Annotated in this window: 28 protein-coding genes; 17 read left to right on the top strand and 11 right to left on the bottom strand. The window is 41.1% G+C overall.

The genetic code is table 11. The annotated features are described in order from the left end of the window. Window positions 1-17: 17 nt before the first annotated feature. From Q0017_RS04925 to Q0017_RS04910, 4 genes are all read right to left on the bottom strand, one after another. On the bottom strand, window positions 18-410 hold the full coding sequence (locus tag Q0017_RS04925) for a hypothetical protein (protein ID WP_298143511.1): 393 nt from the start codon (window positions 408-410) through the stop codon (window positions 18-20). Between the two features lie 99 nt (window positions 411-509). Further along, a complete protein-coding gene (locus Q0017_RS04920; protein ID WP_298143508.1) occupies window positions 510-929 on the bottom strand; it encodes a surface-adhesin E family protein in 420 nt (139 codons plus the stop codon). A gap of 68 nt (window positions 930-997) precedes the next feature. Next, the gene (gene trmB / locus Q0017_RS04915) at window positions 998-1,714 is read right to left on the bottom strand and encodes a tRNA (guanosine(46)-N7)-methyltransferase TrmB (RefSeq protein WP_298143504.1); all 717 of its coding nucleotides are present in this window, start codon (window positions 1,712-1,714) and stop codon (window positions 998-1,000) included. A 113-nt stretch (window positions 1,715-1,827) separates the two neighbouring features. Next, complete coding sequence (locus tag Q0017_RS04910; protein WP_298143576.1) at window positions 1,828-3,273, bottom strand: SulP family inorganic anion transporter; 1,446 nt, start codon at window positions 3,271-3,273, stop codon at window positions 1,828-1,830. A gap of 179 nt (window positions 3,274-3,452) precedes the next feature. On the opposite strand from Q0017_RS04910, the gene Q0017_RS04905 reads away from it, so the two are divergent. Beyond that, window positions 3,453-4,064, top strand: a complete 612-nt coding sequence (locus Q0017_RS04905; RefSeq protein WP_297423149.1) for a glutathione S-transferase family protein — start codon at window positions 3,453-3,455, stop codon at window positions 4,062-4,064. Between the two features lie 34 nt (window positions 4,065-4,098). Here Q0017_RS04905 and Q0017_RS04900 read toward each other — a convergent pair whose 3' ends face one another. The 3 genes from Q0017_RS04900 to Q0017_RS04890 all read right to left on the bottom strand — a co-directional run bounded on the left by Q0017_RS04900 (window position 4,099) and on the right by Q0017_RS04890 (window position 5,755). Then, on the bottom strand, window positions 4,099-4,461 hold the full coding sequence (locus tag Q0017_RS04900; protein WP_298143501.1) for a DUF423 domain-containing protein: 363 nt from the start codon (window positions 4,459-4,461) through the stop codon (window positions 4,099-4,101). A gap of 76 nt (window positions 4,462-4,537) precedes the next feature. Then, window positions 4,538-5,407: an RNA polymerase sigma factor RpoH gene (gene rpoH / locus Q0017_RS04895; RefSeq protein ID WP_298143498.1), complete on the bottom strand. Its 870-nt coding sequence runs from the start codon at window positions 5,405-5,407 to the stop codon at window positions 4,538-4,540. Between the two features lie 123 nt (window positions 5,408-5,530). Next, entirely contained in the window at window positions 5,531-5,755 is a 225-nt protein-coding gene (locus Q0017_RS04890; RefSeq protein WP_298143496.1) for a sulfurtransferase TusA family protein, read from the bottom strand. Window positions 5,756-6,117: 362 nt separating this feature from the next. Here Q0017_RS04890 and Q0017_RS04885 point away from each other — a divergent pair, with 362 nt between their 5' ends. Further along, window positions 6,118-6,330 carry a cold-shock protein gene (locus tag Q0017_RS04885; protein ID WP_004648643.1) on the top strand — a complete coding sequence of 71 codons (213 nt, stop codon included), beginning with the start codon at window positions 6,118-6,120 and terminating at the stop codon, window positions 6,328-6,330. Window positions 6,331-6,425: 95 nt separating this feature from the next. After that, a complete protein-coding gene (rhlB, locus tag Q0017_RS04880) occupies window positions 6,426-7,577 on the top strand; it encodes an ATP-dependent RNA helicase RhlB (protein WP_298143493.1) in 1,152 nt (383 codons plus the stop codon). Window positions 7,578-7,623: 46 nt separating this feature from the next. On the opposite strand, the gene Q0017_RS04875 is transcribed toward rhlB, so the two are convergent. Beyond that, window positions 7,624-7,998, bottom strand: a complete 375-nt coding sequence (locus Q0017_RS04875; RefSeq protein WP_298143490.1) for a hypothetical protein — start codon at window positions 7,996-7,998, stop codon at window positions 7,624-7,626. 183 nt (window positions 7,999-8,181) lie between these two features. Here Q0017_RS04875 and Q0017_RS04870 point away from each other — a divergent pair, with 183 nt between their 5' ends. The 13 genes from Q0017_RS04870 to Q0017_RS04810 all read left to right on the top strand — a co-directional run bounded on the left by Q0017_RS04870 (window position 8,182) and on the right by Q0017_RS04810 (window position 20,820). Beyond that, the gene (locus Q0017_RS04870; RefSeq protein ID WP_298143487.1) at window positions 8,182-8,760 is read left to right on the top strand and encodes a nitroreductase family protein; all 579 of its coding nucleotides are present in this window, start codon (window positions 8,182-8,184) and stop codon (window positions 8,758-8,760) included. Between the two features lie 9 nt (window positions 8,761-8,769). After that, complete coding sequence (locus Q0017_RS04865; RefSeq protein ID WP_298143484.1) at window positions 8,770-9,843, top strand: NAD(P)H-dependent glycerol-3-phosphate dehydrogenase; 1,074 nt, start codon at window positions 8,770-8,772, stop codon at window positions 9,841-9,843. Window positions 9,844-9,903: 60 nt separating this feature from the next. After that, window positions 9,904-10,359 (top strand): phosphoglycerate mutase family protein, encoded by a 456-nt coding sequence (locus tag Q0017_RS04860; protein ID WP_298143481.1) that lies wholly within the window; start codon window positions 9,904-9,906, stop codon window positions 10,357-10,359. 10 nt (window positions 10,360-10,369) lie between these two features. Then, window positions 10,370-11,509: a type II secretion system protein GspL gene (gene gspL / locus Q0017_RS04855; protein ID WP_298143478.1), complete on the top strand. Its 1,140-nt coding sequence runs from the start codon at window positions 10,370-10,372 to the stop codon at window positions 11,507-11,509. Then, window positions 11,509-11,967 carry a type II secretion system protein GspM gene (gspM, locus tag Q0017_RS04850; RefSeq protein ID WP_298143475.1) on the top strand — a complete coding sequence of 153 codons (459 nt, stop codon included), beginning with the start codon at window positions 11,509-11,511 and terminating at the stop codon, window positions 11,965-11,967. The genes gspL and gspM overlap by 1 nt, the downstream gene beginning before the upstream one ends. An 89-nt stretch (window positions 11,968-12,056) precedes the next feature. After that, window positions 12,057-13,058, top strand: coding sequence for a quinone-dependent dihydroorotate dehydrogenase (locus Q0017_RS04845; protein WP_298143471.1), 1,002 nt, complete (start codon window positions 12,057-12,059; stop codon window positions 13,056-13,058). A gap of 6 nt (window positions 13,059-13,064) precedes the next feature. Then, the gene (locus Q0017_RS04840) at window positions 13,065-13,619 is read left to right on the top strand and encodes a CvpA family protein (protein WP_298143468.1); all 555 of its coding nucleotides are present in this window, start codon (window positions 13,065-13,067) and stop codon (window positions 13,617-13,619) included. Between the two features lie 24 nt (window positions 13,620-13,643). Then, a complete protein-coding gene (purF, locus tag Q0017_RS04835; RefSeq protein WP_298143465.1) occupies window positions 13,644-15,182 on the top strand; it encodes an amidophosphoribosyltransferase in 1,539 nt (512 codons plus the stop codon). Between the two features lie 88 nt (window positions 15,183-15,270). Next, a complete protein-coding gene (locus tag Q0017_RS04830) occupies window positions 15,271-17,160 on the top strand; it encodes a peptidase M48 (RefSeq protein WP_298143462.1) in 1,890 nt (629 codons plus the stop codon). Between the two features lie 96 nt (window positions 17,161-17,256). Then, window positions 17,257-17,883: a hypothetical protein gene (locus Q0017_RS04825; RefSeq protein WP_298143460.1), complete on the top strand. Its 627-nt coding sequence runs from the start codon at window positions 17,257-17,259 to the stop codon at window positions 17,881-17,883. A gap of 9 nt (window positions 17,884-17,892) precedes the next feature. Further along, window positions 17,893-18,849, top strand: a complete 957-nt coding sequence (locus Q0017_RS04820) for a D-glycerate dehydrogenase (protein WP_298143457.1) — start codon at window positions 17,893-17,895, stop codon at window positions 18,847-18,849. 56 nt (window positions 18,850-18,905) lie between these two features. After that, complete coding sequence (locus Q0017_RS04815; RefSeq protein WP_298143454.1) at window positions 18,906-20,366, top strand: M48 family metalloprotease; 1,461 nt, start codon at window positions 18,906-18,908, stop codon at window positions 20,364-20,366. A 94-nt stretch (window positions 20,367-20,460) separates the two neighbouring features. Beyond that, window positions 20,461-20,820: a hypothetical protein gene (locus Q0017_RS04810; RefSeq protein WP_298143451.1), complete on the top strand. Its 360-nt coding sequence runs from the start codon at window positions 20,461-20,463 to the stop codon at window positions 20,818-20,820. Window positions 20,821-20,869: 49 nt separating this feature from the next. On the opposite strand, the gene Q0017_RS04805 is transcribed toward Q0017_RS04810, so the two are convergent. Both Q0017_RS04805 and rpsU read right to left on the bottom strand, forming a co-directional pair. Continuing rightward, entirely contained in the window at window positions 20,870-21,316 is a 447-nt protein-coding gene (locus Q0017_RS04805) for a GatB/YqeY domain-containing protein (protein ID WP_298143448.1), read from the bottom strand. Window positions 21,317-21,346: 30 nt separating this feature from the next. Further along, complete coding sequence (gene rpsU / locus Q0017_RS04800; protein WP_001136722.1) at window positions 21,347-21,562, bottom strand: 30S ribosomal protein S21; 216 nt, start codon at window positions 21,560-21,562, stop codon at window positions 21,347-21,349. 145 nt (window positions 21,563-21,707) lie between these two features. On the opposite strand from rpsU, the gene tsaD reads away from it, so the two are divergent. Continuing rightward, window positions 21,708-22,724 carry a tRNA (adenosine(37)-N6)-threonylcarbamoyltransferase complex transferase subunit TsaD gene (tsaD, locus tag Q0017_RS04795; RefSeq protein ID WP_298143443.1) on the top strand — a complete coding sequence of 339 codons (1,017 nt, stop codon included), beginning with the start codon at window positions 21,708-21,710 and terminating at the stop codon, window positions 22,722-22,724. A gap of 39 nt (window positions 22,725-22,763) precedes the next feature. Here the strand turns inward: tsaD and Q0017_RS04790 are convergent, their stop codons facing one another. Beyond that, window positions 22,764-23,702 (bottom strand): HNH endonuclease family protein, encoded by a 939-nt coding sequence (locus Q0017_RS04790; protein WP_298143440.1) that lies wholly within the window; start codon window positions 23,700-23,702, stop codon window positions 22,764-22,766. Window positions 23,703-23,976: the final 274 nt, after the last annotated feature.

Here is a 23,976-nt window from a genome sequence, read left to right as displayed (position 1 = left end):
GCATCTGCGGGCTTTTTTTAGCGGGTTTGAGCCAAAATGAGGCCTTCTTCATGTTGTACCCGTGCAAACAAACAGGCTGTTGAATTGAGCATATATTCCATGGTATTCATTTTTGGCGCTTGCATGGCTGCAATATGCGTTGTAGTGATGCTTAAAGACGGGCTGTGTTGTTGTTGTTGATACAATGTGGCTTCTTGAGTTAAACAGTTAACCTGATAAGACTTGATTGTATAGTCACTTGAGCCAAGTGCTTGCCATTTGCTATTAATATTTAAATGTGTTGAGTCTTGTGATGTGTGAAAGGCAAAGCTCACCTGATCTTGCTGACTATAACCCAATTCAATCCAATTTTCTTGGCTATGTCCGAGTGTACTTAGCAACATCAAGAACAATAGTGCAGATCGTTTCATTGCAATCCTTGCGGGTATTAAAAGTGTGATAAATATAGCATTATTGTATTTTATATTAAATAAAGTGTGATGTATATCACATATTTTAATTTTAGTACTTTATTTAGACTTATCATCTGTTTGTTTAACTTGGCAAGCAATCTTAATCATTTGGGCAGCTAGTGAATTTGCTGCAACAGGGCGTAAGTCATGCCATGTGCTGGCTTTTGAGCTTCTTTCTAAACCATTGGCAAAATAAGAGGTGCGAGAACTTTCAGCGATACTTTGGGTTTGGCAGTTGATGTAGTACATCACCATAGTGAAATCACCACGCAATTGATCCTGCGGGCCTTGTTCGGTATAGACTTGCCAATTGGTCCAAACTTTCAGTAAATTTTGTTGTTCACGTTGTATAGATTCTAAGGTTTGAGTATTTAAACTGATTTGATGATAAGCATCTTCGGCAATCAATTGCCACTCTTGCGCCACAGTTATGGTGGTTATGCTGCTTAAACCTAAACTTAATAGTAATTTTTTCATTATTTTACTCCATTTTTATAATTTATAAAAAATAGCGCCTTTAGGGGCGCTATTTTAAATTTTTCAGCTTAGCTCATTTTCTTAAATAAGAAGTCATTGATTTTATGACCTTCTTCTAAGCCACGACGCTCAAATTTTGTTTGTGGGCGCCAATCTGGACGAGGATAGCTGTTGCCTTTGCCTGCCATGTTTTCTAAGCGCGGACGATTATCTAAGACATCTAACATCCATTCTGCATACGGTTCCCAGTCAGTCGCTGAGTGGAAAGTGCCGCCCATTTCAAGTTTTTGTTCTACCAACGGCATACGATCGTGCGATACAAAACGACGCTTAAAGTGACGTTTTTTCTGCCATGGATCAGGGAAATACAACTGCACCGCGTTAATACTATTGTCTGGCATTTCACGTAAAACTTGAATGGCATCAGCATCTAATAAACGTAAATTGGTCAAGCCTGCCATACCTGCTTCATACACGCATTGGGCAATCCCTGGCACATGCACTTCAATCCCAACATAGTTACGTTCGGGATTGGCTTTGGCCATCAACACCAATGAACGCCCCATACCAAAACCAATTTCTACGGTTAATGGACGTTCTGGGTGTTCAAAATGTTGACGTAAGTCACCCACTGGATATTCCAAAATTAAGTGACCATATTGTTCAAGCGCAGTACGTTGTGAGGTATTTAGCGGCGTTGAACGGCGCATAAATGTCACAATTTCACGGTGCTCATTTAAATTTTCGAGCTCAACGACTGGCTGCTCTAGTTGATCGTTTGACATAATTTTGGCAAATCTAAAATAAATCGAATGCGGTATTTTAAGTCGTTCAAGCAACAAGTCAAATATTTTCACCTGTATCAAAAAAGCGCCATTAAAATGGCGCTTGAAATGCTTTAAGAAAGGGGGGCAGACTTGATCAAGCCCTGTGCGGCCTGATTTAAGCCAATAAAGGTGACTTCTACCCCACGTTGCTCAAATTGATCGCGTACTTTGTAGAGCATATTTAATGAGGTGATATCCCAAATATGCGCGTGGCTTAAATCAATTTCAACATGTTGAGCTTGTATATCAAAGTCAAACAAATGGAAAAAACGTGTACTGCTGCTAAAGAAAATTTGCCCACGAATCATGTAACGACGTTGTTGATGGTGATCGGTGTGGGTTACTTGTACGGTGTGTTCAAGCGCATTGATAAAGAATAAGGCTGACATTAAAACACCAATTAACACCCCTAAAGCCAAATTGTGACTCATGAGTACCACAGCCACCACCACAATCATAATCAAATTAAATTGCCGTGGATGCGACTTAAATTCTTGCACAGCAGTCCATTGGAACGTGGTAACCGCTACCATGAGCATAATCGCAACCAAAGCCGCCATTGGAATGTAACTCAGCCAATCTTTAAAAAACACCACCAAACACAGTAAAAATACCCCTGCAACTAAGGTAGATAAACGCGTGCGTGCACCTGATCTGACATTAATTAAAGATTGCCCAATCATGGCACAACCTGCCATGCCCCCCATACAGCCACTGATTATATTGGCAAAACCTTGTCCGCGGCACTCTTGGTCACGGTCACTGGTGGTTTGGGTTACTTCATCCACCACTGTGATGGTCATCATGGTTTCTAATAAACCCACTGTGGCTAAAGTTAAGGCATAAGGGAAAATAATGCTGAAAGTTTCAAAATTTAAGGGAATATCAGGCAACAAGAAAATAGGCAGCGTGTCAGGAAATTGACCTAAATCACTGACCGTACGTAAATCTGCACCCAAAAAGAGTGCAATTAAACTTAACACCACAATACATACCAAAGGCGAGGGAATGAGCTTGCCAATTTTGGGCAACCGTGGAAACACATAAATCAAAGCTAGACCTAAAGCCATTAAAGCAAAGGCTAGCGTATCCATTTGGCGTAATTCGGGGAGTTGCGCCATAAAAATTAAAATCGCCAATGCATTTAAAAAGCCATAGACCACGGCTTGCGAGACAAAACGCATGAGTTTTGCCACTTGGAAGTAGCCAGCAATGACTTGAATCACACCAGTTAAAATGGTGGCTGCCAATAAATATTGTAAACCATGCACTTTCACCAAGGTAATCATGAGCAGTGCCATGGCCCCGGTGGCCGCTGAAATCATGGCAGGGCGACCCCCTAAAAAGGCAATACTCACGGCAATACAAAATGAGGCATATAAGCCCACTTGCGGGTCAACGCCTGCAATGGCAGAAAAGGCAATCGATTCAGGAATTAAAGCTAAACCCACTACTAAACCGGCCAAAATATCAGTACGAATATTGGACAACCATTCTTGTTTTTTCAAGCCAATCACAACAAATTTCATCAAACCTTAAAGCGGCTATGTTAAAACAGCTTTGTTGTAAAAAGCACCTGTAAATGACTTGAAAAATCAATCAATATCCCCGATAGTCAATGAGTGTAGTAGAACAAGCCATAAGATTGGGCTTCGCCAAACTTAAATTAAAAAAAAGTACAAGGATTAGATCAAAGATGAAACTTTATTATGCACCCGGTGCGTGTTCTTTAGCGGCACATATTATTTTAAATGAAATTAACGTTGACTTTGATTTAGTGCGCGTGGATTTAAAAACCCATCAAACCGAAAAAGGGCTAGATTATTATCAAATTAACCCAAAAGGTTATGTGCCAGCATTAGAAATTAACCCAGGTTTAATTTTAACTGAAATTGTCGCAATTTTACCGTTCTTGGCACAGCATGATCCAAAACAAGATTTGATTCCGCCATCAGGGTTTGGACGTGCCAAAGTACTAGAGTGGTTAGGTTATTTAAACTCAGAATTGCATGATGCTTATGCGGTATTTTTCCAAGGTGAGCTAGATGATGCCGCCAAACAAAAAGGCTATGCAGAAATTGATCGTTTATTGACTTACATTGACAGCGCGATTGCCAAAAATGAACATGAATACTTAGTCGATGATAATTTTGGTCCTGCCGATGCTTACTTTTTTGTGCTGACCAATTGGTCTAAGCTAATTGGACATGATCTCACGCCATATCCGCATGTTTTGGCCTTACGCAAAAAAGTGCGTCAACGTCAGTCAGTAGAAATTGCATTACGTGATGAAGGCTTAATTAAATAAAGTCATCTTAACAAGGACGCTGCAGCGTCCTTTTTTATACAACTTTTCGGGCTTTCCACGCCAAATCTAGCCAAGCGGCAATCATAAATGCCCCACCAATCGGGGTGATTGCACCTAAGCCGCGCGGTAAGCCAAGCGCCATGACATATAACGAACCACAAAATAAGACAATGCCCACTTGCATGAAGATAAAACTACGTTTGATATGTAACTGAGGTGCAACGTGCATTAAGATTGCAATGCATAGCATGCCTAAAGCATGATAAAAGAAATAATCTGTAGCGGTTTGCCACCAACCAAGTTGTATCTCACTGGCACGTGCTTTTAAGCCATGTGCGCCAAATGCACCAACCATGACGGCAATTGCTAAATTAAGTGCAGAAATTGTAATCCACATGCTGATGTCACACAGTGCAAAAATAGTTTAGCCATCATAATACAGCAATTAAAAAAAGGGCAACTTTGCCCTTTTTTTAATTAGATGACATGGCAACTTTAATTTTTTCCATGGCATTTTTCTCAAGCTGACGAATCCGTTCAGCCGAGACATTGTACTCAGCTGCCAATTCATGCAGCGTGGATTTATCATCATCTAACCAGCGACGCTGTAAGATATTACGTGAACGATCATCAAGTTGCTCCATGGCATTATGTAAGGCCGAGGTGCTTTGTTGCTCATAATCTTCATCTTCGGCTAAACGTGCCGGATCATAGCGGTTGTCTTCTAAATAAAGCGCAGGTGCAACATGGGTTGAACCTTCATCATCGTCATCACCTTGCGCTTCAAAAGCAGCATCATATGCGGTTAAACGACCTTCCATTTCTAAGACTTGCTCAGGCGTCACATTTAAGTCATTGGCAATGGATTGCGCTTCATCGAGGGTGAGCTTTTTACTCGATTTTTTTAAACTACGTAAATTAAAGAATAATTTACGCTGCGCTTTGGTGGTGGCAATTTTGACAATACGCCAATTACGAATCACATATTCATGAATTTCGGCTTTAATCCAATGCACAGCAAAAGACACTAAACGTACGCCCATATTGGGGTCAAAACGTTTCACGGCTTTCATTAAGCCTAAGTTACCTTCTTGGATTAAATCGCCTTGCGGTAAACCGTAGCCTGCATAACTGCGGGCAATATGTACTACAAAACGCAGATGTGACATTACCAACATTTTGGCAGCGTCTAAATCTTGTTCATAGTAGTAACGTTCTGCAAGCTCTTTTTCTTGTTCAGCGCTCAGAATTGGAATTTGATTCACAGTACTAATATAAGCACCAAGATTAACGCCGGGCGCTGATAATGACAGGGGCATCAATTGATTGCGGCTGTCACTCATGGGTACTCCTTATAAGACAAGTTGTCTTTGCAATGGTTTTATCTTAAAGCCAATTGCCTTCATCATTAAGGACAATTGGGTAGAGATATGTAAATTAATCTACATGATATTGGTTAAAACCAATTATGTTTCAATGTGATAATGAAATTCTTGTGCTGAGATTTGCACCACGTCACATTGAAAATCGTGTAGCGCACAATAGCGGCTGACGTCGGTTTGTGAATGCGGATCTGAGGATTTTAAAATCCATTGTCCAGCGGCTTGTTGTTTTAGGGCGCGCTTTAACATTAATAGAGGCATCGGGCAGGGTTGCCCCATAGCATCAATCACGCGTGCAACTTGAGACATACACAGCTTTACATCAATAAAAATTTAAAGCAAAGCTTAACAAAATTGCGTTCAAAGCCCAAGTTAAAAGCATTTTTTGCCGATATATTTTTAATAAAAAATTGAATTTGAAACCAGATAAATCCAAAAAAAACCTACCAATCAAAGATAAGCCATGATAAGCTCGATGCCGTTGAGGATGTATTACAACAAATAAAAATTGTTTTAAACACCGCTCTACAAGTGGATGTACCGGGATTTTGTTGATAGTTTTACAGAATGATTACAAGCTTAGAAATAATAAATGTTTTTAACTTGTTTGCTCTGCTGTTTGCAACACCGGGTGGTCCTTCTTTTGAAAGAACTAAATTGAGGATTAACTTATGACAGCTCGTGAACAAGGCGTTGTGAAGTGGTTTAACGATACTAAAGGCTTTGGCTTTATTCAACGCAACGGCGGCGACGATGTATTCGTTCACTTCCGTGCAATTCAAGGCGACGGCCACCGTTCACTTCGTGACGGCCAACGTGTTGAGTTCAGCGTAGTTAAAGGTCAAAAAGGCTTCCAAGCGGAAGAAGTACAACCTTTAGACTAAGCGATTTTGCTTGACGTCGAAACGCTCCAATATCTATTGGGGCGTTTTTTGTTTATAATCGTCTAAATTTGTCCATTTTCAATTAGAGCAACTCTATGTCAGCTGGTTTTGAAACCTTAAATCTCCATCCGCAATTGAAACAGGCGATTGATGCCCTTGGCTTCACCTCTATGACGCCAATTCAAGAAAAGGTTTTAAAGTTTACTTTAGCAGGCCATGATGCGATTGGCCGTGCACAAACCGGTACAGGTAAAACAGCCGCATTTTTAGTAAGTGTCATCAATGATTTACTTAAAAATCCAGTACAAGGACAACGTTACCGCGGTGAGCCGCGTGCTTTAATTTTAGCACCAACGCGTGAACTGGCGCTGCAAATTGAAAGTGATGCCAAAGAATTAACCCGCTTTTGTGGTTTAAATGTGGTGACGCTCTTAGGTGGTGTGGACTTTGAAAAGCAAAAAGCGCAACTTGACGCCAATTTTGTCGATATTATTGTGGCAACACCGGGTCGTTTAATTGACCTTGTTGAACAAAAAGAAGTATGGCTAGATCAAATTGAATTTTTAGTGATTGATGAAGCCGATCGCTTATTGGACATGGGTTTTATTCCATCGGTGAAACGTATTGTGCGTTATTCACCGCGTAAAGAACAACGTCAGACTTTAATGTTCTCAGCTACTTTTAGCTATGATGTGTTAAACCTTGCTCAGCAATGGTTGTTTGAACCAGTGACTGTAGAAATTGAACCTGAAAAGAAAACCAATGCAGACGTCGAGCAACGTGTGTATATGGTGGCTAAATCAGATAAATATAAATTATTGCAAGAAATTTTACGTGATGAGCCGATTGAAAAAGTGATGATTTTTGCCAATCGTCGTGACCAAGTGCGTAAACTGTATGACCATTTAAAACAAGATGGTTATAAAGTGGTAATGCTCTCAGGTGAGATTGCTCAAGACAAGCGCCTGAAAATGCTCGATCAATTTAAAAATGGTCAACATCATATTATGATCGCCACCGATGTGGCAGGTCGTGGTATTCATGTCGATGGCGTATCGCATGTGGTCAACTTTACCTTGCCGGAACAATCAGACGATTATGTGCACCGTATTGGACGTACAGGTCGTGCCGGTACACGTGGGGTGAGTATTAGTTTCTTATCAGAAGATGATGCGTTTTATCTCCCTGAAATTGAAAAAGCCATTGGTCAAAAACTACCGCTGACACGTTTAGACGGCTATTGCTAAGTTAAACAGATAAAAAACCGCTCAATTGAGCGGTTTTTTTATACTTTTATTGTTTGACACATTTAAAAGTCAGCACAGTTTGGTAATCATCATCGCGTGATAAGCCTACACTTTTACCACCTAGGCCACCAATCACATCAGCTGCGGCTTGAATGACTTGACCGGTTTTTTCATTCACCACACCTTTAAAGGCACCGTTATAGTTGCTCTTTTCATTGACTAAAATGGGCGCGGCTTTACTGCCACAGGTTTTATTGGCTGCCGCAATGGCATTGTTTTTAGCGATGACTTGGCTTTTACCTAAGCCTGTCACTTCATATTCATTGTTGATATTTTGAATGGCAAGTGAGGTGGTCGGTTGCGAGGCACATGCGCTTAACACAAGGGCAGTGGCCGTTACACAGAGTGTAGCAAATTTCATGAGTTATCCTTTTTTATGTAAAAGCGTATTGCAGCATAAAATATCTCAATCACAGGCAAGCGCTTGTATAGAAATTGCAATAGCACCTTAGACAATATAAAACAGTAACGCGAAACATAGAGTAAATTTATCAGTTTATGCTAATCTTAAAAGATTGGTTAGAAACATAGACTTTAAGCTGCAATGACAGACTCAACCCAAGATTTAATTCATCAAAATATGCACCAACGCCAGTCGATTGGACAGTTGATTGAGCCTGCGCCGAATGCACAACAATTACAACAAACCTTTGCCGCAGCTTTGACTGCACCTGATCATCATCGTCTAAAGCCAACGCGTTTTGTGGTGATTGAACCTGAACAGCGTGCAGCATTTGGTGAGCTATTGTCACAAGCCTTAACTGATTTAGGTGAAAGTGAGGCCGCACAGATTGAACGCGTCAAGAATCATCCGTTTCGTGCGCCTTTATTGGTGTTGGCATTAACTGAGTTTCAGGATCATCCTAAAGTGCCACATTTTGAACAAACTTTAAGTTCAGGGGCTGCGATCCAAAACTTTCTATTGTCCTTACAAGCCCAAGGTTTTGCCACCATGTGGCGCAGTGGCGCGGTGATTGAATCTAAGCATTTTAAAACCAGTTTGGGTTTAAAACCGACTGATTTGATTTCAGGAATTATTTATATTGGCAGCGCAGCCAAAAGTATTGCACCACGTCAGCCTGTGGTGATAAGCGATTATGTCAGCACTTGGCAAGCAAAATAGGACTGTATTATGAGTGAATTAAAATTTACCGACTTGCTTGATCCTGTGGCAACCAATCCTAAAACTGCATTGCGAGTGACAGTGTTGGGTGGGGGAAGTTTTGGGACTGCCATGGCCAATACCGCGGCACGTAATGGCTGCGATACCATGATTTGGATTCGTAATCCGGATGTGGCGGATGCCATTAACCAAACGCATTTGAATCAGCACTATTTGCCTGATTTTGTCTTAGAGCAAAATTTACGTGCTGAGTCGGATTTACAAACGGCAGTACGTGATCGCGATATTATTTTGGTGGCAATTCCAAGCCATTCTTTTCGTAGTGTCTTGCAGCAAATTAAACCTTTTATTACCTCGCAGGCAGTTATCTCTTTAACCAAAGGCATTGAAGCGCAAAGCTTTAGCTTTATGAGTGATATTATCCGTGCTGAATTGCCAGAAGTGCCGTATGGGGTGCTGTCAGGTCCTAATTTAGCGAAAGAAATTGTGGCAGGACAGCCGGCCGGCACCGTGATTGCCAGTCAATCTGAATTGGTACGTTATGCGGTACAACAAGCCTTGCACAGTGCTTTATTTCGTGTCTTTGCCAGTGATGATGTACATGGTGTGGAATTGGGCGGTGCGCTTAAAAATATCTATGCCGTGGCCATGGGCATTGCAGCAGCCTATAACGTGGGTGAAAACACCAAAAGTATGTTGCTGACCCGTGCTTTGGCAGAAATGAGCCGTTTTGCAGTTAAATTGGGTGCTAATCCCTTAACCTTCTTAGGTTTATCTGGCGTGGGTGACTTATTTGCCACCTGTAATAGTCCGTTAAGTCGCAATTATCAAGTTGGTTATGCGTTAGGCAAAGGTAAAACCTTAGAACAAGCCACCACAGAGCTTGGTCAAACCGCAGAAGGCATTAATACTATTATTCAGGTGCGTAAACGCGCTGAAGAGTTAGATGTTTATATGCCAATCACCGCAGCTTTGTATGCCGTAGTCTTTGAAGGTGCACCACCTTTGAGTGTGGCAGTGTCGATGATGAAGACCGGACAACGCAGCGATGTTGAGTTTGTTTTACCGCATTATGCGGTTTAAATCAGATGGTCATATTTGCGTTATACACTTAAGCACAATGAAAAATAAAAGGAATTTTGCATGCAACTGACTTTAGTACGCCACGGCGAAGCACATCCTGCACAACATGAACCTGATGAAAAACGTGCCCTAACCGAACGTGGTCACACACAAGCACAAGAAACCGCTGCTGCAATCCATACATGGATTCAGCCTGAAGTATTTGTGGTGAGTCCGTTAGTTCGTGCGCAGCAAACCTTAGCTTATTTGCAAACTTATTTTCCAAATGTACCTGTGGTGGTATGTGATGCTATTAAACCTGAAGATGATGCAAAAGTAGCCATCGAGTGGTTGTCACATTTACCGTATGAATCAATTGCGGTGGTGTGCCATATGAATGTGGTGGCCTATATGGAACAAATTTTACTGCAACAGCCGTTTCATGCTTTTCAATTGGCAGAGGCGCGGGTCTATGAGCAAGCGGTAATCGCAGCAGGACTCTCAACCCGTACGCAGCAATTTATTCCACAGGCATAAGGCGAAATTGATGTTGCATATATGGATGCCGGAAAATGATGGACTATGGCATTGGTCGCAAGATGGACAGTGGTCACAAGCAATTGCCTTAGAGCAATTGATTCGTGAGCTGAGTGTTTATCAAGGGCAAGCAGCAGTGGTGTACTTTCCAAGTCGCCATGTGCAATTGTTACAACAGCAGATGAGCAAATCTCACTACAAACAGTTAGGTGTAGTGGGAGCAAGTTATTTGCTCGAAGAATATGTGGTGCTGCCTTTAGATGCCATGTTGGTCAAACAGCATTTTGTGCAACCCGATCAGCTGTATTTAATGGCAATTGCTAAAACCACACTTGAAACCATGCAACATGCTTTAAGCCTACTGCCTATTCAAGTACAGGCTTTATTGCCTGATTTTTTACTTGTGCCTGAGCCTGCATCTAACCAAACCCAATTATTGGCATTTTCAGGACGTCTTTTGGTGCGTGAAAGTTGCTATAGCGGCGGTTCTATTGATGATTTAAATATCTATTTAGATTATCAAGATGACGCACGTGAATATAGCTGCATGGGTCTGCATGCAGACCATCTACAGGCCATAGCTGCGAGCAAAATCCAAGCACAATATCAACTTTTAGATATCAACTTTGATTGGCTCAAACAACCACAGCGGCATGTGTGGAATATGCTTACCCCTGTTAAAGCACAGCATAAAGCGAGTGGGTATTGGGGAATGTGTGCCGGCTTAATGGCAGCAGTTTTAGTGACGCAAGTGGCTGTCGATGGATTGCGTTGGTATCAAGCCAAACAAGTGGCCGAACAAACCGCACAGCAAGCCGTTGAGCAATATAAAGCTTGGTTTGGGGCAAACAGTCGGGTCAGTGAGCAAAATCTAAAAAGCCAATTTGAAAGCCAACTGCGCTTAAATCAAAGTGGTGACACCGAAGCTTTAACTTTAATTAGTCGTGTCGCACCGATCTTAATGCAACATCAAGTGGTGGCACAGCAACTGAACTACGACGAACAAGGTTTAAATCTAGCGCTTAGCGCAGGTTCAAGTCAAAACTTGCAACAGCTGAGTGAGCAGTTGGGTAAACAAGGTTTTAAAGTACAGCTTGGCAATATCAGCAGCCAAGGCAATGCTGTACTTGGACAGTTGAGTATTCAATAATGCAATTATGGACACAGTTTCAACAACAATGCGACACAGCTTTAGCGCGTTTATCTGTGCGTGAAAGAGTCATGGTAATGGTCAGCGTAGTTTTTGTGACAATTACACTATTGGGCAGTGCTTTATGGAGCATGCATCAAGCGGCCGAGCGTGAGCAACAACGCGTCAATGAATTAAAAGATCAAATGGTGTGGATGCAAAGTCATGCTGTCACCATGAAAGCTGCACAAGATCAGCAATTGTCAGCAAGTGAAAAAATTCAACGTTTGGGTCAGCAGCAAGGCTTAAGTTTAAGTGTCTCGCAACAAGGTGAGCAGATTCAAATTGTTGTGATGCATGCTGAGTACGCTGTACTTGCTAATCTTTTAACTCAGATGGCCAAAGACGGTTTAAATCTAAAAAAGATTCAATTGCTTGAAGAGGGGCAGACGCTTAAATTAACAGCGTTAGTGGCTTAGATGGTAAAAATAAACATCTGCAAAGCATGGTTTTTTCTAAAATCCATGCCTATAATACGGCGACTTAAAAGCTGTAGACTTTTGTAGATATGTTGTATTCTCTTGCCCGCCCTCTGTTGTTTTCTTTCGCACCGGAGCGTGCACATGAGCTCACATTATCCTTATTAAAATCAGCCCATGCTATGGGGCTGATGCGTCAAAATGTCGAGCATAAACCGGTTACCTGTATGGGAATTGAATTTCCTAATGCGGTAGGACTTGCTGCCGGTTTAGACAAAAATGGCGCTTATATTGATGCCTTAGCTGCTTTGGGTTTTGGTTTTATTGAAATTGGAACCATTACCCCACGTCCACAAGCCGGCAATCCACACCCACGTTTGTTCCGTTTACCAAAAGCCAATGCCATTATTAACCGTATGGGGTTTAATAATGATGGTGTAGACCAATTGGTTGAAAACGTAAAAGCGGCCAAGTTTAAAGGTGTGTTAGGGATTAATATTGGTAAAAATGCCGATACGCCGGTTGAAAAAGCTGTTGATGATTATTTAATTTGTTTAGAAAAAGTTTATAACTACGCCTCTTATATTACTGTCAATATTTCTTCACCCAATACAAAAAACTTACGTAGTTTGCAAAGCGGTGATGCCTTAACTGAATTGCTTGAAACTTTAAAAAATCGTCAGCTTGGATTGGCACAAGAGCACCAACATTACGTGCCAATTGTTTTAAAAGTCGCGCCAGATTTAGAAGCTGAAGACATTCAGTTTATTGCCGCGCAATTGATCCAATTTAAATTTGACGGTCTGATTGTGACCAATACCACCTTGTCGCGTGAAGGTGTAGAAGGTCTAGAATTTGCTGAAGAAGCTGGTGGTTTATCCGGTGCACCTGTTTTTGAAAAAAGTACCGCATGCTTAGCTGCGTTTTCACAAGCACTTAAAGGTCAGATCCCTTTAATTGGTGTGGGTGGAATTTTAACGGGTGAACATGCCAAAGCCAAAAAAGATGCCGGTGCCAGCCTTGTACAAGTGTATAGTGGCCTCATCTATACAGGACCGAAACTTATTCCGCAGTGTGTTGCTGCGCTGTAATTGCATATGAATGGATTGGACATTGTACTGTTGATTGTGGTGTTGATCAGTGGTTTAAATGGCTTGCGACAAGGCTTTATACAGGCATTTGCCAATTTGTTTGGTTGGCTGGTAGCTTTTTTTGTTGCCATAAAATATGCCGCAAGCCTTGCCCCAATGTTGACCATGTTTAATGATCCAGTTGTACAAAAAGTCAGTGCCTTTGCTTTGTTGGTTGTGGCAGTGATGATTGTGACGTGGTGTTTAAGTGGTTTTTTACAACGTATTTTAAATCGCTTAAAACTTGGTCCGCTCAATCGTTTAGCTGGTGCTGCGTTTGGTACTGCAAAAGCTTTTTTGGTTATTTTAATTTTGCTACAGACCGTGTCACCTTGGGTGGGCAGTTCGCCACTTTGGCAGCGCTCAACTTGGGTACACACCCTATTACCTTATGCCCCATGGGCGACCGAGCAATCAAAGAAAGTCGTCACAGAGGCAAAACAACATTTTGAAGAAGATACATCTTCTTTATCTTCTGAACCACAGCGTTCAGAGGCTGCAACGAAAAACCCTTTTAATTAATCCTAGCTTGTCTGCGAGGTTGCTATGTGTGGAGTTGTTGGTATTGCTGGTAAAACAGCGGTTAACCAAATGTTGTTTGATGCATTAACGATGTTACAACATCGTGGACAAGATGCTGCCGGGATCGTCACTTGTCACGAAGGTCGTCTCTTCTTACGTAAAGACACCGGCATGGTACGTGATGTATTTCATACACGTCATATGCGCGCTTTACAAGGGAACTATGGCATCGGTCATGTGCGTTACCCAACAGCCGGTTCGTCAAGCAGTGCAGAAGCACAGCCATTTTATGTAAACTCTCCATACGGGATTACCCTTGCACACAATGGTAACCTGACCAACGCTGAAGAAATTCATGATGACTTGTTCAAAACTGACTTACGTCATATGAACACCAATTCAGACTCTGAAGTATTACTTAACGTGTTAGCGCACGAATTACAAAAGCTCGGCAAATTAAGCCCAGTGGCAGATGATATCTTCCATGTGATTGGTCGTGTACATGAGCGTTGCCGTGGTGGTTATGCTGTGGTGAGCATGATTACCAACCAAGGTTTGGTGGGTTTTCGTGATCCAAACGGTATTCGCCCATTGATTTATGGTTCGCGTGAAACAGAACAAGGTATGGAATATATCATTGCTTCTGAATCAGTGGCTATTACCGCGCTTGGTTTTAAAGTTGAGCGTGATATCGAACCGGGTGAAGCAATTTTCATTGACATGGATGGCAATTTGTTTAGCCGTCAATGTGCTGCTGCACCAAAATATAGCCCATGTATTTTTGAATACGTATACTTTGCGCGTCCAGATGCCATTATTGATGGGATTTCAGTGTATAAAGCACGTCTTAAAATGGGCGAGCAATTGGCACAAAAAATCCTACGTGAGTGGGGTGAAGAGCACGACATCGACGTGGTGATTCCAATTCCAGACACTTCACGTACTTCAGCATTAGAGTTGGCCAATACGCTTGGGGTTAAATTCCGCGAAGGCTTTATGAAAAACCGTTATATCGGTCGTACTTTCATTATGCCGGGTCAGCAATTGCGTGAAAAATCAGTGCGTCAAAAGCTTAACCCTGTAGAGCTTGAGTTCCGTGGTAAAAATGTTCTGCTTGTAGATGATTCGATTGTACGTGGTACCACGTGTAATGAAATTATCCAAATGGCACGAGATTCAGGCGCGAAGAAGGTTTTCTTTGCATCTGCTGCACCAATGGTGAAATATCCAAACGTGTATGGTATTGATATGCCAGTGAAGTCAGAGCTGATTGCATCGAATCGTAGTGTTGAAGAGATTCGTGACATTATTGGCGCTGATCGTTTAATCTTCCAAGATTTAGAAGATCTAAAAATTGCAATTCGTACGAAAAAAGTACCAGCAGTACAAGAGTTTGACTGTTCGGTATTTGATGGCGTTTATGTCACCGGTGACATTGATGACGCGTACTTAGACAACTTGCAACAAAACCGTAGCGATAGCGCGAAAAACAAAAAAGATGGTTACATTGATGTCAATATTGATGCAGCCTCAGTGGATTTAACTGGCGTAAAAGAAGCGTAATTACGGTTAAATTTTCAGTGAAAAAGCGGGAATTTCCCGCTTTTTTGCTTTATGATGTGGCTCACCATGTCATCTAAGGGACGAGTAATTGCGAGACATTGGCGTAATTGAGATCGAAAATAAAAATATCTGTTGGTCTTTGTGTGTAAGCTTGTTTGCAATGGGGCTAAGTCTATTTATTTTAAATACCTTAGTGGGTTTTGTGGTGTATTACTTTGACCCTACCCAGTCTATTTATTGGCATGATTTAAGCCCGTATTGTAGTGTTATTTTAATTGTTATTATGCTCAGCTCAATGCTGTATGAAGGCTATGTATTGCGCCAAGGCGGGCATAGTTTAGCTCAGCAGCTTGGTGCTCGCCGTTTGAGTTTGGTCAATAGTACCCCCGAAGAATATAGTGCTTTAAAAATTAATCAACAATTGGCAGAGCGCTTTTTAAATACCGCACCAACCTTGTACGTCTTACCCGATGAAGTTGGGGTGAATTTACTCAGTGCTGGTTTTAAAGCACACGACACGGTCATTATTTTAACTTGGGGTGCTTTACAAAATTTAGATCAAACAGAGTTGTATGGTCTGTTAGCACATGCCTATCAGCAAATTTTAATTGGTGATACTCGCTATAACACGCGCTTAAAAATTCTCTATAGCGGTTTAACCAGTTTTAGCCAAATAGGCAGTAAAGTGGCAAAGCAAGGTTTTAAGCGCCATCGTGCCAATCGCCTACGCCATTTTGCCACCTTTTATGTGGCAATGGGGGGGATGATTTGGCTGTTAGGGAGTCTTGGGGTTTTAGTCACGCGTTTATTTAAATACATGATGCTCAGTGGCAATACCTTTAAAAATGATTCAGCGACCCAACTATTGATTCAAAGTTCAGCCAATATCCATACGTTATCACGTATTTATGTGCATCATGCTGGCTCGCAAATTCACAGTGAATATGCAGAGAGCATCTCACATTTATGTTTTGCCAACTCGCTGAGCCCACAAAGCTGGCTTAATATTCACCCAAGTATACAGCAACGTATTTTTGAGCTTAATCCAAGCTTAATTCAAGAGTTACAGCTTGATAACCTTAAAAAACTACGTACGCAGCCTTTATACAGTTTATTTCGTTCTTTAGAAGAAACCGATGGCGAATTTTCAGCGCCATGGACGTCGCCTGAACCTTTGCCATTATTGCGTTTATCTCCGATTAGCTTTGCTATTAAAGATGCCATTAAACCGCTTAATCCGGAACGACGCAGCAATATGCCACGTCCAGAATTGATTGAACGTGCCATGCAAACCGCGACAGGCTCACGCGAAGTTATGGTGGCGATTTTAATGATTCGTCAATATCGCGAATTTATTCCTGCCAATGCCGAAGTCAGTCGTGCCATTGTCGATGCATTGTTACATCTAGATGGGCGAGTACACATCGCAATTTTTCTAGACGCCTGCCAACATATGGGGCGATTACCTAAAACCATTGCACGGCAATTTTTAACCAAGTTGGCTAAAATTATCCAAGAAGATGGCGAAATTGGTTTATTGGATGCTTTATTACTAGAGCGCGTTAAAGCGCATTTGGGTTTATTGCCTGAGCAGCGTCCGACAGCCTTAACTGAAGTGAAACCGCAAATTGTACGTTTGGTGGATGCTCTATTGCATGTGCAGCAAATTAACAGTGACAACCAAATGCAAGTGCGTGAGCAGATTCTTGCGCGTATTTTAACAACTCAGGAACTTCAACAATTTGAAGAAGTGTCTGATGAACCTTTGGATTTGGCAGAGATTTTAAATGATATTGCCGGTTTGTTGTTGCGTGAGCGTTTAAGTATCTTAGGAATTGCAGAAATTTGCCTGTGGCACGATCGTGTCATTACCCAAGATGAGCTAGATGTGTTGGAGTTGCTTTATTGGCGTTTAGGATTTGATACCTATGAAATTATTGAACAAATGCAAAAGAAAAATAGTCTGATGATTGTCTAAGATAAATGCGCGTCAAATAGACACAAAGGCGCGATAAACTACAGCAAAATTTGCGTATTCTCGTTAGAATACCCGCTTAGTGCGAGAGTAGTAGTCATGATTGGCCAGCAACGTCAAATTTTAACCGAACTTGGAATTGATTTATGGATTCCACGGGATGCTGCATGCCAAAATTTAGATTTAGATGCCATTTGGCGTGATCAACGTAGCGATACCATCGAAGTCTTGATGCCACATCAACCCGCTGTCGTACAGGTTCAAGCGCAACCGATTGTTTCTGAGCCACCACCGGTGCAGACTAAAGTGTTGCAAGAGCAAATAGTTGCCACTCCTGTTTTTACTCAAGCGGAAGTTGTAGAACACCATACACACCTCGATCCCTTTGAGCTACAGTTACTGAGTCTGCCGCATTGTATTTTGATCATTGATGCGAGTGCTTTATCGCGCCAAGCCCAACAGTTATGGGCGAATATTCATGCTGCGCTACAGGCTGATTATCAACAACTCAATTGGCCATTTCCTTTACTGAATTTACAAGAGCCACAAGGTGCATATAGTTATATGCAGGGTTTTTTTGCGGTACATGGTCTAGACAAACAGTTGCTAGTGTTAGGTGAATTACCTTATATGCCACAACAGAGCCTAAACCTACCTAGCCTAGAAGACATGCTCGCGCAGCCAATACTCAAAAAACAGCTATGGAACGCTTTAAACAACAAATAAAGGCACAATATGAAAAAAGTAGTGGTATTTAGTCAGCTCGATGCTGAAATTTTGGCACGCCTACAACAAGACTACCAAGTGGTGTGTATTGACCCCAAACAAGGCGATGTCAACGCGCAAATTTTGCAGCATGTGACGGATGCAGACGGCATGATTGGCGCAGGTCGACGCTTAAATGCGAGTAACTTACATACAGCACAACGTCTTAAAGTGATCTCTAGTGTGAGTGTTGGGTATGACAATTACGATGTGGACTATTTGCAGCAGCAAGGGATTCAGCTTTGTCATACCCCACATGTGTTAACTGAAAGCACTGCCGATTTGGCTTTTGCTTTATTAATGAGCGCAGCACGTCAGATTCCGCATTTAGATACATGGACCAAACAAGGACAATGGCAACGTACTGTGGGTGGTGCACAATTTGGGCAAGATATTTTTGGTAAAAGCTTAGGTATTATTGGTTTAGGACATATTGGCACAGCCATTGCACGGCGTGGTTTTCATGGTTTTAATATGAATATTCTCTACCATAATCGTCGTGCTAAACCAGAAGTTGCACAGGCTTTGAATGCCCAATATTGCACTTTGCCAGATCTATTGAAACGTTCCGACTTTGTGGTGATTGCAGTTGATCTCAATGCTGACTCGCAGGCTTTAATTGGCGCTCAAGAATTAGCAATGATGCAAGGTCATAGTGTGTTGGTGAATATCTCCCGTGGTGCTGTCATGGACGAGCAGGCTTTAATTCAAGCTTTAAGCACAGGTCAAATTTTTGCCGCAGGTTTAGATGTCTATCAAAAAGAACCGCTACAGCAGTCTGAATTGTTTGATTTACCCAATGTAGTGACCTTACCGCATGTGGCTTCGGCTACCTTAAGTACGCGCAAAAAAATGGCACAATTGGCGTATCATAATTTGGTTGAAGTATTACAAGGGCGTACAGCGCCTTATATTGTGGGTGGTTAAGTAACACTTTATTGCAAATTCCTCCTCATTTGAATGCTATAGTCAATTGATATTGCATGAATTTGAGGATTGCTTTGAAAGCCACGCGAATAGCCGCCTGTTTGGCAGTTGCCTTAAGTGTTAGTACACTCAATGCCTCTACATTTGAACCTCAGGTTGAATTTCATGTGCCTGAGCTCGGTGGTGGTGTTGGCTTGATTGACCAACAAAAAGAGCGCCAAATTGGTGAAAAAGTGTATCGTGAAGTACAACGGCAATTGCCTGTACTGAATAATCCTTGGCTTGAAGATCAACTCTTTGCGACCTTTTCGCATATTTTAACCCAAACTCAACTGTCTAACCCGATTGCTTTAATTGTGGTGAATGACCCACAAATTAATGCTTTTGCGGTACCCGGTGGATTATTTGCCTTAAATACAGGTTTACTCAATTCTGCTAAAAATATGGATGAAGTGGCAGGTGTGATGGCGCATGAGATTGCCCATGTCACGCAGCGTCATTATAGCCGTTCACAAGATGCTTTTAAGGGGCAGGGGATATTGGCGCTGGCTGGTGTGGTCGTAGGTGCATTGGTGGCCAGTCAAGCCGATGGTGATGCAGGCACTGCATTAATGCTGGGAACGCAAGCAGCGCTTGCTGATCGTCAGTTGTCGTATAGCCGTAATCAAGAGCGCGAAGCCGATCGTATTGGCATGCAATTTATGTATAAAGCCGGCTATAACCCGCAAAGTATGGCGGATTTTTTTGAAACCATGCACCGTGCCACCAGTCGTTTAAGCTTTATTCCAGATTTTTGGCTCACTCATCCATTAACCTCAGAACGTATGAGCGAAGCACGTTTGCGCGCCAACCAATTGCCCAAAGTAAATAGCACTTTATATGATGAAAATTTTGAAATTATGCGTTTATATAGCATGGTTTTATCCAATCAAGCCAATGAACAACAACTCAAAAGCATGGCTGAAAATGGCCGAAAATACGCGCCAACATTGGCATTGGCTGCCTTTTATTTAAATCAAGGTCAATTTAATGACGCTCAGCAGGTGCTTAATTGGCTGCAAAAACATCAGCGTTTACATCATTTACAAACCTTAATGCAAACCGAGGTTTATTTAGCACAAAACAACATTGCAAAAGCTTTAAATATCATTGAATCACCGGCAAGAATTATGCCTGAGAATCGTGCTTTAAATTACAAATATGCCGAAGTTTTGATTCGCGTGGGGCAATACAGCAATGCAGAGCGTATTTTGCAGCGTTTTAGTCAAACTCACCCACGAGATATTCAAGTGTGGCGCTTATTTCAACGTTTAGCCGACGCCGATCAAAACTCACCACTTCGTAATATTAATGTATTGCGTTATCGTGCTGAAGCAGAGTATTGGTCGGGTTTAGAAGAAAATGCGATTAAATCTTTGTTACAGGCTGAGCGCTTAACTCAACTGCATCCAGCTTTGGCGGTGGTGGTCAAAGCGCGTTTAAAGCAGATGCAAAAAGAAAGACAAATGCGAATTTAATTGCTTAAAGGCTAAGCAATTTTACTCGACAGGAATGTAACAAGATTTAAAATGCTTGGGCATAATTTGAATGCATGTACTTTAAAAGATCACTATGAATAAATTAATTTTAGGCTTTATGCTTGGTTTGGGGATTAGCACAGCAGGTTTTACAGGCAGTGTTGAACAATATGTCAAAATGGTGGATGAGGCCAATCAGCAATTTCAACAGCATAATCGACAGTTTTTAAGGGCTTTAGATCGACAACAAACCGCGTTTACTGGGTCACAGCAACAGCAATATTGCGCTATAGTGCAAGCGTATGTTGATGGTTTATATGTTGCAGTCGAGCGTAATGCTGATATTTTTAAAAGCCAAAGAGCCTATAGTAAGGCAGATGTGATTGATGAGGTTTTGTCAAAACGTGAGATGCAAACTTTACAGCGTTATGGCGTAAAGTGCCAATTAAGCTAATTTAAATCGCTGAACTGTCTGTCATCAGGCAGTTCAAGCAACGTAATATTTAAGCAAGGCTGGCTTTAATTTTGGCAGATACTTGTGCAGGATCGGCGCGTCCGGCTATGAGCGGACGCAGAGAATTCATCACCTTACCCATATCTTTCATGCTAGTCGCTTGTTGCGCTGCAATTGCTTGCGCAATAAGGGAATCAAGCTCATCCTCAGTCATAGCTTCTGGTAGAAATTGCGATAATACTTCAATTTCGGCTTGTTCTTTACTAGCTAAATCTTCGCGGTTCGCGCCTAAAAAGGCTTTCACCGACTCTTTACGTTGTTTGATTTGTTTTTCAATGACCGCAAGAACTTGAGCGTCGTCAAGTTCAACGCGATCATCGACTTCGATTTGCTTAATTGCTGCCTGTAAACCACGAATTACCGTCAGCTTATTCATTTCTTTGGCACGCATTGTTGCTTTTAAAACGTCTAAGATTTGGTTTTTTAAAGTCGTCATTATTTTATCCAGGCAGTAATCACAAATTAATTAGTAAAGGCGAGTCGTACGTACTGATTCACGCGCCAATTTCTTTTGGTAGCGTTTAACAGCAGCAGCTTTTTTGCGCTTACGTTCTTGAGTTGGTTTCTCGTAGAATTCACGTTTACGAACGTCAGCTAAAACACCCGCTTTTTCGCATGAACGTTTGAAACGACGGATAGCTACGTCTACTGGTTCGCCTTCTTTCAATTTAACTTGTGGCATGAAGAATCCTCAATGAGTTATGGATAAGATCACACGCGAAATGCCTGTGATCACAAGTGAAGGACAATATTTTACTCATTTACATCTCATACCACAAGTCTATAATACACTTGCATTTGATTTGATATAGGTTATAGGCAGTTTAATGATCGTTTTAGGCTTAGAAACTTCGTGTGATGAGACTGGACTGGCATTGTATGACAGTGAGCAAGGATTACGCGGTCAAGTGCTATACAGCCAGATTAAACTGCATGCCGAGTATGGCGGCGTAGTTCCTGAGTTGGCATCGCGTGACCATGTCAGAAAATTAATTCCACTGATGAATCAATTGTTACAAGATTCTGGTGTAGATAAATCTGAAATTGACGCAGTGGCTTATACCCGTGGCCCAGGCTTAATGGGTGCACTGATGACAGGTGCACTGTTTGGGCGTACTTTGGCATTTGCTTTAAATAAACCGGCCATTGGTGTGCATCATATGGAAGGGCATATGCTCGCGCCATTGTTGTCAGAAACACCGCCTGAATTTCCTTTTGTGGCTTTATTGGTCTCAGGTGGGCATTCACAACTGATGGCAGCATATGGCATTGGTGAATACGAGCTTTTAGGTGAGTCGATTGACGATGCCGCAGGTGAAGCGTTTGACAAAGTGGCTAAAATGATGGGTTTGCCGTATCCAGGTGGTCCCAATATTTCTAAATTGGCAGAACAAGGCGATCCGAACGCCTTTGCTTTTCCGCGTCCGATGTTGCATCAAGGTTTAACTTTTTCGTTTAGTGGTTTAAAAACTGCGGTTTCAGTTCAAATGAAAAAGTTGGGTGATGAAAACCGCGATGCTGATATTGCTGCAAGTTTCCAAGAAGCCATTGTGGATACTTTAGTGAAAAAATCGGTAAAAGCTTTAAAGCAAACCGGTTTAAAACGTTTGGTGATTGCAGGTGGTGTCAGTGCCAATCAACGCTTACGTACGCGTTTAGAAGCCGACTTAGCCAAAATTAAAGCCTCGGTGTATTATGCTGAGCCTGCATTATGTACCGACAATGGTGCCATGATCGCTTTTGCCGGTTATCAGCGCTTAAAGGCTGGTCAAAATGATGGTTTGGCCGTCACCACAACGCCACGTTGGCCAATGACAGAATTGAAAAATCCAAATCAAGCATAAGCTTTTAAGGGTTAAAAAAAGAGGCTTTAAGCCTCTTTTTTAAATCATCATCTCACTTTGTTCTTCTAAAGAAGGAGAATATTTAATAAATAATTCATCCTCTAATTTTAAAAGTTCTAGAGCTTGTTTGATTTTTTTTAATTTATCATTATTTGTTATATTCGTTTCAACAAAGTAATCATCATTGATTTTACCTGCGTTACGTAAGGAATCTTGTTCTTCTTTTGGGACTAAAATAATTTTACTTCCTAGCTTTGAATCAAAGAATATACTTGGTTCAAGTTCGAATAATTTACCTATGATTTCTGTGTACAGTTTGGACATATGTTTAACTTGAATTTTCTTACCAAAGAAAATTGCATATTCAAGTTTTCTAGATGTTGCATCCTCAATATCAAAAATATTTATCTCTTCGTTTTCTATATCCTCTGTTAGTTCTACACTAGGGATTTTCCAAATATCGAGAAATCTTTCTGAGATTAATTGAAAACGGTCTTCAATTTGTTCTCTACCCCATTTTTCATATGAGGCTAATTTTTTATTAAGCCATAATCTACTCTCTTTATATCCTTTTTCTTCTAAGTCTCTCTTTTCAATGAAGGTTTTGTTTGATAGTGCTCCGTTATTACCAGATAATGTTAAATTTGCAATTGTATGTAAATAATTATTTTCTATGTAAGTATAGTCACCTGAACCAATATCTGTTTTCCATTTCACATCAGGATTTTGAGGGAAAATGTGTTCTATTGTTATGGTTGGACTATTATCAATATCTACTTTTTCACTATTGTTGTGATTTTCGAGTCGATGCAAGAAATATGTTCGATTTTTAGACTGAGTGTTATAAATATCTTTAATTTTTAGAGCATCTATAGTTTCTTGATTTTTTGGGAACCTTTGAGATCCAACTTTTCTTGTTAATGATTTTTGTAAGGATGGTAGATAATTACTAATATCAATTGATTTATACAAATTCATGAAAGTTTTATTTAAGGAGTTAGCCTGTAAACCGACTATAAAACGTCTCCATGCATAGGATTGGATAAGTTCTAAGACTTCAATTAAAATATTTTTATCAATTAATTTTGAAAAATAATCATCATATACCTTTAGTAAAAATGGGTAAGAAACATTGATTTCAAGCTTTTGAATATATTCAAGTTGATTTTTGATATCTGGCAGAGTAAAACTTGAAGTGCGACATAAACCACCTAATTAATTTAAAGGGTTTATGGAGTATATAAAATTGTCA

It is taken from the genome of uncultured Acinetobacter sp. (assembly GCF_947624825.1).
Classification (GTDB): Bacteria; Pseudomonadota; Gammaproteobacteria; order Pseudomonadales; family Moraxellaceae; genus Acinetobacter.
The sequence above is the reverse complement of the archived record's forward strand: the minus strand, read 5'-3'. Positions and strand labels throughout refer to the sequence as shown.